Raw genomic sequence first — 9,730 nt, 5'->3', positions numbered from 1 at the left:
GGGCACCTGTTTGTATTCATCAACCGGCGCGCGACCCAAATGAAGGTCTTGTACTGGGATCGAAGTGGCTTTTGCATCTGGGCCAAACGGCTCGAATCGGGTCGTTTCGTATCTGACTGGTCGAAAGTAGCCAGCCGCGAGATGGACTGGACGGGGTTGAAACTGATGCTCGAAGGGATCGAGCCAGCGCGCTTCAAAAAGCGCTTTACGCTGCCTAAATATGACTGCAAACCCGCATGAATGCTGGGTTTCCTGGTAAAATACGAGCTATGCATTCGATGCCCCTGACCGCCATTCCGACACCCGAAGAAGCCGCCCGATGGACGGCTGAGCAAGTCGTCGAATTGGTTGGCGAGCACTTGGTTCTGGGCCGCCAGCTGGAGGCGATAAAGCGCGAAGTTCAGACGCTCAACCACCAGCTCGACTGGTTTCGTCGGCAGATTTTTGGTCAGAAGAGCGAGAAGCGTTGGCTTGAGGCCAATCCCCACCAAATGAATCTGGCTGATCTGCCGGTACCCGAATCCTCGCCACCCCTTCCGGGCAAAGAGGTCGCCGCCCACCACCGCCGGCCCCAGACCACCGATTACGCCAAGGCGGACGCCTCGGCGCTGTTCTTCGACGAAACGCGCGTGCCGGTCGAGACGATTGCCGTGCCCAACCCCGACGCCGCAGGGCTCAGCGCAGACCAGTACGAGGTCATTGGCGAGAAGATCAGCCATCGTCTCGCCCAGCGCCCGGGCAGCTACGTCATTCTCAAGTACGTGCGCCCGGTGATCAAGCGCCGCGACACCGACATCATCTCCTGCCCGCCCGCACCCATCGGGGTGATCGAGGGCAGCCGCGCCGACGTGAGCTTTGTCGTCGGGCTCGTCACCGACAAGTTCTGCTACCACCAGCCGCTCTACCGCCAGCACCAGCGCCTTGTGGATAACGGCATCAAGGTCTCGCGCCCGTGGCTCACGCAACTGACCCACGCCGCCCTGTCCCTGCTCGAACCGGTCTTTACCGCCCAGCTCGACTCGATCCGCACGAGCCGGGTCAAGGCGATGGACGAGACCCCGATCAAAGCCGGCCGTGCCGGTCCGGGCAAGATGAAGAGCGGCTATTTCTGGCCGGTCTATGGCGAGCTTGATGAAATCTGCTTCGTCTATCACGCCGGCCGCAGTGGCAAGTTCATCGAGCAGACCCTGGGTACCGGCCCGCCGCCCGAGGGGGCGGTGCTGCTCACCGATGGCTATGCCGCCTACGAACGCTACGCTGAAAAATGCGGGCTCACGCACGCTCAATGCTGGTCACATTCAAGGCGGAAGTTCTTCGATGCGCAGTCGGTCGAGCCCGAGCGGGCGGCCCAGGCGCTGGACATGATCGGCACGCTCTACGGTGTGGAGAAACAGATCCGCGAGGCCAAACTCGTCGGCGAGGCGTGCCGCGCCTACCGGCTTGCGCAGGCGCGGCCGGTGGTCCACCAGTTCTTTGCCTGGATTGATGTCCAGTTTGAGGCCCAGGGCTTGCTGCCCAGTTCGCCATTTACCAGCGCCATGGCTTATGTGCGGGAGCGCCGGGCCGCCCTTGAGGTGTATCTGTCCGACCCGGACGTTCAGATCGATACCAACCACTTGGAGCGCGCCTTGCGCGTGGTGCCGATGGGTCGCCGCAACTGGCTTTTTTGCTGGACCGAGGTCGGCGCCAAGTACGTGGGCATCGCGCAGAGCCTGATCGCCACCTGCCGGCTCCATGATATCGATCTCTATACCTATTTGGTCGATGTGCTCCAGCGGGTTGGCCAGCACCCGGCCGCCGACGTGGCCCAACTCACCCCACGGCAGTGGAAGCAACGCTTCGCCGCCAATCCGCTGCGCTCCGACCTCTTCGCAATTTCCACGTAGTCAAGGGCGCCGATCAGGCACCGGTTACGCTAACCTGAACCTGCCGCATGGCGAATGAGCACGCACGATTGGCGCCTTCGGTTTTACCAGCGACGCCCAACCCGGCAGTCCACACGGACGCTGCGCGATAAAGCCGCGCAGCGCCGGAATCGCCAGAAATAACAAAGACAAAGCCGAGGCCGTAACGGAGAAAACGCCAATCCGCCGGGCGGCAAGGTTTGTGTGGGCGATGCTGCTGGCGCGCATTTATGACCAACGGAAATCCCTGTGGGACGAAGTGTTCCCCCTCATCTGCCCGAAATGCGGCGGCACGATGAAGATCTTCGCCTTCATGGCCCGAGGCCACCCCGTCGACGAAGGCGAAGCGATCCGGGCGATCCTCACCCATCGGGGTGAACCGGTCGACCCGCCTCGCATCGCTCCGGCGAGAGGCTCTCCGCTGTGGGAGGCGACGGCAAGGCAGAGCGACGATGCACTGCTTGCGCAGCCGATTCCGGAGTTCGAGTTCGATCAGCGGATCGCGTGGTAAGGCAAGCTTCTGATGCTGCCCGACGGGGGCGTTCGTGTCTGTTACCCTGAAAACGAAAGGCGAGGTGCGTTTTCAGGGTAACAGAGACGAATTTCAGGATAGATCGGACGAACCTGGCGGAAAATCTGGCGGGGAATTTCGGTTGACAATGGGCGAAAGGTGTAGGGATACTTCGGTGAAAATGGTTGAATTGAAAGAGCCCGTCATGCCTTCGTCTGAAGAGTTCTCCCCGATCCCGTCGCTCGCCGCAACTGCGATGGTGACCGTGGCCGCGGCCGCGCCTGACGCCACCGTGCTCGGCGTACCCGTCGGTACCAGCGGTGAGCCCCCGTCCGAGGCCGGGTCCGACCGGGCGGCGCTCGCGTTGGCCGGCTTCGACGCGACGGTCGGCTCGGTGTTGGTCATGCCAGCGGCGGCAGGTCAGGTCGTGGTGCTCGTCGGCATCGGCGACGCCGCTGCGCTCAGCGTTGCGGGTTGGCGTGACGCTGCGGCGGCGTTCGCGTCGGTGGCGCGTGGGCAGGGTTCGTTGGCTCTGCGGTTGCCCGAGGGCACCCAGGTGTCGGTGACTGACGCGACTGCTGCTGCGATCGAGGGCGTCGTGTTGGCCCGCTACCGTTACGAGGCGTTGCACCGCAATGATGCGATCGGCCGAGGGTCGGGCTCCACGACGGTCGACCGGCTGGTGGTAGTCGGTGGCGATGACGCCGGGGTGGCGCGAGGGACAGCGATGGTGCGCGCCACGACGTTGGCCCGTGATCTGGCGAACACGCCGCACAGCCACCTGACCGCCTCCACGTTCGCCGAGCTGTGTGTCGGCCTCGGTGCGCAGTTCGGCTTCGGTGTCGAGGTGTTCGACGAAGATGCGATCGCACAGTTGCGCCTCGGTGGGCTCATGGCGGTCACCAGAGGCAGCGCCGAACCGCCACGCATGGTGAAGTTGTCCTACCGACCGCAGGGATCGGTGACCGGGCGGCTCGGCATGGTCGGCAAGGGGATCATGTACGACTCCGGTGGCATCTCGATCAAGCCCTCGAACCGTGTGCACGCGCAGATGAAGAACGACATGTCGGGCGCCGCGACGGTCATCGCGGCGTTCACCGCCCTCGGCGAGCTGGGCTGCACCACCGAGGTCACCGGCTGGCTGATGTGCACCGACAACATGCCCTCGGGTACGGCGATCGGGTTGGGCGACGTGTACACCGCCCGTAACGGCACCACCGTCGAGGTGGTCGACACCGACGCCGAGGGCCGCCTGGTCATGGCCGACGCTCTCGTGCTGGCCGACGAGTCCGACTGTGACGCAGTGGTCGACATCGCAACGCTCACCGGATCGGCCGTCAGAGCACTCGGCCCCGACATGGCCGCTGTGCTCGGCACCGACCAGGGCGTTGTCGAGCAGGTCAAGTTGGCGGCCGACGCGACCGACGAGCCGGTCTGGCAGATGCCGCTATGGCAGCCGTACCGCCGCAAGTTCGACCGCTCGAGCGTCGCCGACCTGCCCAACCTCGCGTCGCCCGACACGCCCGACGTGATTGCCTCGTCGCTGTTCTTGTCGCACTTCGCCGGTGAAACACCGTGGGCGCACATCGACATCGCCGGTCCCTCCCAGAACGAAGAAGGCCGCACCTGGCACCCGTTGGGCTGCACCGGTTTCGGTGCACGCCTGCTCGCGCAGCTCGCTGTGGACTTCAAACCGACACGTTGAGCCGCCCCCACACCGTATTCGGCAGCGCAGCAATCGAACAGATTATCGCGACCGGGCTTCATGAATACCTTGAGGGGCCGGTACTGCAAGTTTGGAATGTGACATCGCGTTAAACTCTGTTGTCAATCGCGCGGTCAGCGTCGAAGCCGGGCGAACACCAAAAACTCGCACTGCCGCGGTTGCGGTCGGGCTTGACGCCGGAGACTCGACGCCGCTTTCTGTTAAACGGCGTGGCGGAGGGATTAAGGAACTCGATGTCGGAGTTCGGGTTGCGATGAGTTAGTCGCAGGCATAGTCTTTCATCACATCATCTTGGACTGACAAAGGTAAACCGGAAAAATGACATATTGCATAGGAATGCGGCCCAAGGCCGGGCTGGTGATCATCTCCGATACCCGCACCAATGCGGGGATCGACAATATCTCGACCTATAACAAGCTGCACATTCTGGCCGACGATGCGGATCGGCTGATCATCTGTGCATCTGCCGGCAGTCTTTCTGTCACGCAGGCGATGCTTTCGATGCTTGCCGAAGGACTCGACCCACAAAGCGAAGATACATCAATACGCACCGTAGCGACGATGCCCACCATGTTTCGCGTCGCCCAGCTCGTTGGGGAAGCCTTGGCCAATGCACGGCGAGACATTGCCCGCACGCTTCATGGCACAGGTATCAACGCCGAAGTGTCGCTCCTGCTCGGCGGTCGGGTCGGCGAAGGGCCGCTCATGCTCTACCTGGTTTACTCCGAAGGCAATTTCATCGAGTGCCAGCCGGACAGCCCATTCGCCCAGATCGGCGAACTCAAATATGGCAAACCCATCCTCGACCGCGCGCTCCAATGGGATTCAACGCTCAATGAGGCCGTAAAGGTCGGATTGCTTTCCTTTGACTCCACAATGCGCTCGAACCTTTCGGTTGGACTCCCGTTTGACCTGATCGTTGTCCCGGCAGATCGCTCCGAGCCTATCATCCGACGCCGTATCATGGAAAATGATGCATATTTCACGCAGCTGTCGGCAGATTGGGGGCGGCTAATTAACGAATCCCTTCAGCAGATTACCGACCCGCCGTTTATGACTTTGGATTAGGGAGGGTTATTGTTTCGCCTCATCCCCGCCAGTAATCAGTCCTGCCCCGAACCGTAACGTGAAGTAGAGTGCCATTGGGGTCAATTCCAAATTTCATTAAGGTTAAATGCCTCCCCCCAATGGCACGCTGCAAAATGGGAAATGTCACTGACCCCTTTGGACCAAAGGCGACCCTGCAGTTGGTCCGCGCCTTCGAGGAAAATCTGCGGCATGCACCACGCGGACGACTGACTCTACGTCGCGTCTATCTTCTCGCCGGCATTGCACGACTACGACTGCCGCATCGGCCTGACCGGGTCGAACCTCGCGCCGTCAAGCGACGACCCAAGCCGCGCTCACTCCTCACTAAGCCACGCCACATCCTTAAAGCCGAACTGCTCAAACAACAGCAGAAATATCATGACGATGCGCTAAGGTAGTGCCATTGGATGCTGACCCTTTAGCTCCTTTCTTTTAGCTCCTTTTAGCTCTAATCAGAACATCAACGTTATCGTGTCCGTTTATAATTACATAATTACAAAACCGACCGGTGGGTCCGTTGAATATCAATTTTTTGAGCTGCCTTGCTTTTACGAGGTTGACTGATTTTGAAGGTAAACTAGGGAGAGTTTGAATGAAAAAATTATTAGGATTGGTTGTTTCCATGTGGGTTGCGTTATGGGGCCTCAACGCAAATGCAGCCCCCGTTGGTCTGGCAGGCGATTCGATTGATGCTGCTGTAGTCCGGACTATTTTCGACCCCTTCTATGGAGTTGGCCGCGTATGTTGCTATGGCCTTGACGCGCCATTCCAGGTGGTTAATGGCAATTCGGATCAAAAACAGTACAGTAGCGCCTTCAAACTGGATGTCGACAACCTCTCATTCGATATTGATTTCATGAGCCTGAACGGGTGGCAAAACGGCGTTGTACTTCGATTGAGCGACCTCAATTTCCTGCCAGGCCAGATTGTTCCGTTTGCTCTTGTCCTTGATACCAATCTCGGTGGACTCACATGGAGCGTTGGTGCGGATTATGTGGATATCAACCTTTATAGCATCCACCAGACCCCAGACTCCTTTATCCATGGTCAGTTTCATATCCCCGAGCCGGATACAATTCTATTGATATTGGTGGGGCTAGTTGCTGCCTGGGTATTCAGTAGTAAATATTTTGAATATAGTACTGGTACAACATACGCATAGTCTTTCGGTCAAGTGGAACGCTCTATCGGCAAGCCTGTTACGTACCCATTACCTCCAGCGTTGAACGTCTGCTTTCGTATTCCGGTTACATCCGTTTAGGTACAAAATCAAAGGGACAATAGGGGGACAGACCACGGGTTTTCGAGTCAAAATCAACGTACTCAGAGATAACCGTGGTCGCCCCCTATTACTGCCCGTCCCCTACGACTTGTGAGGGTAGCGCGCATTGATTCGTGTTCGCGTATTTGCTAACATCCGACCATGTCCTTCGAGATCGAGTACTCCCACGCGCGAGGCTACACGACATTGAATCGTGGCCCGTGGACGTCCTCGCCGACTACGCACGCTTGGCCGAACTGCTTATTGAACATGGACCGAGTCTCAGGCTTCCGCACTCGCGGGCTTTCGGAGACGGCCTGTTTGAGCTCCGGCCGCGCGGGCGTTCCGGGCTTGGTAGAGCGTTCTACTGCTTTCTCGTTGGCAAACGGGTTGTCGTCCTGCACGCTTTCATCAAGAAGTCTCAGGAAACACCCGACCGAGAACTGAAGTTGGCGCGCAGGCGCATGAAGGAGGTTTCAAATGGCTGAACTGAAATTCAAGCCCGTACACCATTCGCACAAAGAATTCCTTGCCAAGGCAGCAACCCGCAAGGGGTTTGCCGAAGCCTATGACGCCCTTGCCCTTGAGTACCAGGTTGCCGGCCAAATGCTCAAGGCTCGGTCCCGTGCGGGCCTGACGCAAGACGCCGTTGCGGAACGGATGGGAACAACCAAAAGCGCGGTTTCGCGGCTCGAGTCTGCTGGAAAGCATGCCCCGTCGCTCGCAACGCTCAAACGGTATGCGCAAGCTGTTGGTTGTGAGCTTCAAGTGAAGCTTGTGCGGCAGAAGGCCGCATGACGCACAACGCGGCGGTGCAGCGCAAAGCGGCGCTCCGCTGAGCGCTACGTTGGACGGCACAATTTCCACCAACCACCAACCAGGCCAACACACTATGAGCACAATTGAAATCAAGGTCGGACAACTGGGCATCCGCTACCTCATCGACGGTTCGCAGAGCGCGAGCATGGGCATGTTTGAACTCACCGTACCGCCGGCGTCGAATGTTCCACCCCCCCATAGTCATTCCAACAACGAGGAGCTGGTGTACGTCCTCGAGGGAATGCTTCGCTATAGCGTCGGCCCCGATACGCGAGACCTCGGGCCTGGGCAGAGCATGCATACGCCACGAGGCACCGTGCACGCATTCTCCAATCCGTTTGATTGCCCCGCCCGGGCGCTGATCATACTGTCTCCGGACATTGGGGCGCAGTACTTCAAAGACGTCGCTGCGGTGATGAACGCGGCAGGCCCGCTGGATAAAGCGCAACTTGTTGCCGTCATGAACCGTTACGGCCTGGTACCGTCTGCCCCCGGTTCGGCCTGACCCGGCGCCGACCGGACGGGTCGACACGTCTCTTCAACCTGGCAAGCATCGGCGCGGCCCGCCGGTTGGGTGGAAGCTTCGTCAATCTCGAATCGCCTGATTATGGCTGAGCCGAAATCCATCGCAGACCTCAGGAATCTTGGTCCCAAATCGCAGGAAATGCTTACCCGCGCGGGCGTTGGTTCAATCGCGCAGCTTCGTGCTCTCGGTTCGGTACCCGCCTATGTGATGGCCAAAAGAGCCAACCGCAAGGTGAGCCTCAATTTACTTTGGGCGCTTGAATCGGCGCTGAGCGGCGAGTCATGGCAGGAAGTTGCGCGGCTTCATCGCACCAGCCTCTTGCTTGCTGTCGAGGTGTATGAGAAAAATGGCCACGGCAACGCCGAATAATCCGTCACATTGGCGGAAGCCGGTGTCCAGTGCCCTGGCTTTTGTGGCTCTGCATTCCCTGCGGTCAGATTCCGGCTTCCGCCGGAATGACGGTTCGAGACTTGATCGGTGCTTCCCTGAACTTTAGCTTGCTCTGCGTTACGGGCGGTCAGCCCTTTTTTTTGTCACAATAGCGTTTTCAATCTGGGGGTCACGCCATGAGCGCTTGTTGTGACAGCGGATGTTCTCTGAATGCGTTGCGCGAGAAGCAGCGAGGAACCCTCAGGCTCGTTCTCGTTATCAACGCCGCAATGTTCTTCGTCATTGTTGTCGCCGCCCTTTATGCAAGCTCTTCCGCTCTGCTCTCCGACAGCCTCGACAATCTTGGTGACGCATTGACCTATGGCCTGAGCATTTATGCAGTGTCAAGAGGCCATGCGGCCAAGGCCAGAGTGGCCTTGTTCAAGGGCGGGCTGATTTTCCTTGCCGCTTGTGGCGTTGCCGTTCAGATTGTGTCGAAGCTGCTCGCACCTTCTGTCCCCACTTTCGAGGTGATGGGTATCTTCAGCCTTCTCGGCCTTGCTGCGAATTCTCTTTGCCTCTTCCTCCTCTGGCGCCATCGGCATGAAGACGTCAATATGAGTTCGGTGTGGGAGTGTTCGCGCAACGACATTGCCTCGAATCTGTCGGTCTTTGTCGCTGCCGGTACGGTCTGGCTCACCGGCAGAGGTTGGCCGGACATTGTGGTGGCATCCTGCCTGGTGCTGCTCTTGATGCGTTCTGCAATCCGGGTCATTGCGTCGGCACGGGCCGAGCTTGCAGCGGCAAGCCAGCAACACATCCCAGGGGGCGCTGCGCGATAAAACAACGCAGCGCCCCTGTATTCGACCTTGGGCATCGTAGTCTTGACACACCGGCAGTCTCAAAACATACAGGAGCCATCATGACGGGAAACTCAACGAAATCATCGCTTCGCCTCATCGCAATGGGCATCGCCCTTGCCTTGATGGCGGGTGGCGTATCGGCCGACAAGCCCAGTTGGGCGGGCGGCGGCAAGAACAAGGAAGGGAAGGAGCGCAGCGACCTGGATCGTGACGACAATCGGCACGCTGGCGCGCTCGTGATCAGCTTCAGCAGCGATGATCGCCGCATTATCAGCGAGTACTACGGGTCCCAGGCACGCAAGGGTAATTGCCCGCCGGGTCTGGCAAAAAAGCACAATGGCTGCCAAGCACCGGGGCAAGCGAAAAAATGGCAAAAGGGCCATCCACTCGCCAGGGATATCAAGTACTACGCGTTACCCAGGGAACTGCTCATTCGCCTGCCTGTACCGCCGCCTGATTACCGCTATGTCCAGATTGCCGGCGATATTCTGATCATCGCTGTCGGCACCGGCATGGTGGTTGATGCCATCGAGGATATCCTGCGTTAAAACGAGGCCCTCAACCCACCCTCTCCCTCTCCCACAGTGAAAGGGGGTTTGCACCCTTCGCCCTGCGGGAGAAGGTCCGGGGATCAGGGCCTACGATATAGGCATTACATCCAA

Annotated in this window: 13 protein-coding genes; all 13 read left to right on the top strand. The window is 59.3% G+C overall.

Translation table 11 applies throughout. The annotated features are described in order from the left end of the window. A partial coding sequence (tnpB, locus tag JNM42_RS06875) for an IS66 family insertion sequence element accessory protein TnpB (protein WP_294267940.1) occupies positions 1-240 on the top strand: 240 nt, incomplete at its 5' end. Between the two features lie 29 nt (positions 241-269). Then, on the top strand, positions 270-1,886 hold the full coding sequence (locus JNM42_RS06870; protein ID WP_294267939.1) for an IS66 family transposase: 1,617 nt from the start codon (positions 270-272) through the stop codon (positions 1,884-1,886). 229 nt (positions 1,887-2,115) lie between these two features. Then, the gene (locus tag JNM42_RS06865) at positions 2,116-2,415 is read left to right on the top strand and encodes a hypothetical protein (RefSeq protein WP_294267938.1); all 300 of its coding nucleotides are present in this window, start codon (positions 2,116-2,118) and stop codon (positions 2,413-2,415) included. A 181-nt stretch (positions 2,416-2,596) separates the two neighbouring features. Further along, positions 2,597-4,120, top strand: a complete 1,524-nt coding sequence (locus tag JNM42_RS06860) for a leucyl aminopeptidase family protein (RefSeq protein ID WP_294267941.1) — start codon at positions 2,597-2,599, stop codon at positions 4,118-4,120. A gap of 357 nt (positions 4,121-4,477) precedes the next feature. Continuing rightward, positions 4,478-5,209, top strand: coding sequence for a peptidase (locus JNM42_RS06855; RefSeq protein WP_294267937.1), 732 nt, complete (start codon positions 4,478-4,480; stop codon positions 5,207-5,209). A 134-nt stretch (positions 5,210-5,343) separates the two neighbouring features. Next, on the top strand, positions 5,344-5,628 hold the full coding sequence (locus JNM42_RS06850) for a hypothetical protein (protein ID WP_294267942.1): 285 nt from the start codon (positions 5,344-5,346) through the stop codon (positions 5,626-5,628). 194 nt (positions 5,629-5,822) lie between these two features. Then, on the top strand, positions 5,823-6,392 hold the full coding sequence (locus JNM42_RS06845) for a hypothetical protein (protein WP_294267936.1): 570 nt from the start codon (positions 5,823-5,825) through the stop codon (positions 6,390-6,392). A gap of 233 nt (positions 6,393-6,625) precedes the next feature. After that, positions 6,626-6,979 (top strand): type II toxin-antitoxin system RelE/ParE family toxin, encoded by a 354-nt coding sequence (locus JNM42_RS06840; RefSeq protein ID WP_294267935.1) that lies wholly within the window; start codon positions 6,626-6,628, stop codon positions 6,977-6,979. Beyond that, entirely contained in the window at positions 6,972-7,289 is a 318-nt protein-coding gene (locus tag JNM42_RS06835) for a helix-turn-helix transcriptional regulator (RefSeq protein WP_294267934.1), read from the top strand. Before JNM42_RS06840 ends, JNM42_RS06835 begins: the two co-directional genes overlap by 8 nt. 94 nt (positions 7,290-7,383) lie before the next feature. Continuing rightward, positions 7,384-7,815, top strand: a complete 432-nt coding sequence (locus JNM42_RS06830; RefSeq protein WP_294267933.1) for a cupin domain-containing protein — start codon at positions 7,384-7,386, stop codon at positions 7,813-7,815. Positions 7,816-7,917: 102 nt separating this feature from the next. Continuing rightward, complete coding sequence (locus tag JNM42_RS06825; protein ID WP_294267932.1) at positions 7,918-8,205, top strand: TfoX/Sxy family protein; 288 nt, start codon at positions 7,918-7,920, stop codon at positions 8,203-8,205. Positions 8,206-8,402: 197 nt separating this feature from the next. Further along, the gene (locus tag JNM42_RS06820; protein ID WP_294267931.1) at positions 8,403-9,047 is read left to right on the top strand and encodes a cation transporter; all 645 of its coding nucleotides are present in this window, start codon (positions 8,403-8,405) and stop codon (positions 9,045-9,047) included. Between the two features lie 80 nt (positions 9,048-9,127). Continuing rightward, positions 9,128-9,616, top strand: a complete 489-nt coding sequence (locus JNM42_RS06815) for a hypothetical protein (RefSeq protein ID WP_294267930.1) — start codon at positions 9,128-9,130, stop codon at positions 9,614-9,616. Positions 9,617-9,730: the final 114 nt, after the last annotated feature.

Origin of the sequence: Propionivibrio sp., assembly GCF_016790145.1 — a bacterium.
GTDB lineage: Bacteria > Pseudomonadota > Gammaproteobacteria > Burkholderiales > Rhodocyclaceae > Propionivibrio.
Note: the sequence above shows the minus strand (reverse complement) of the source record. Positions and strands in the feature narration are given on the sequence as shown.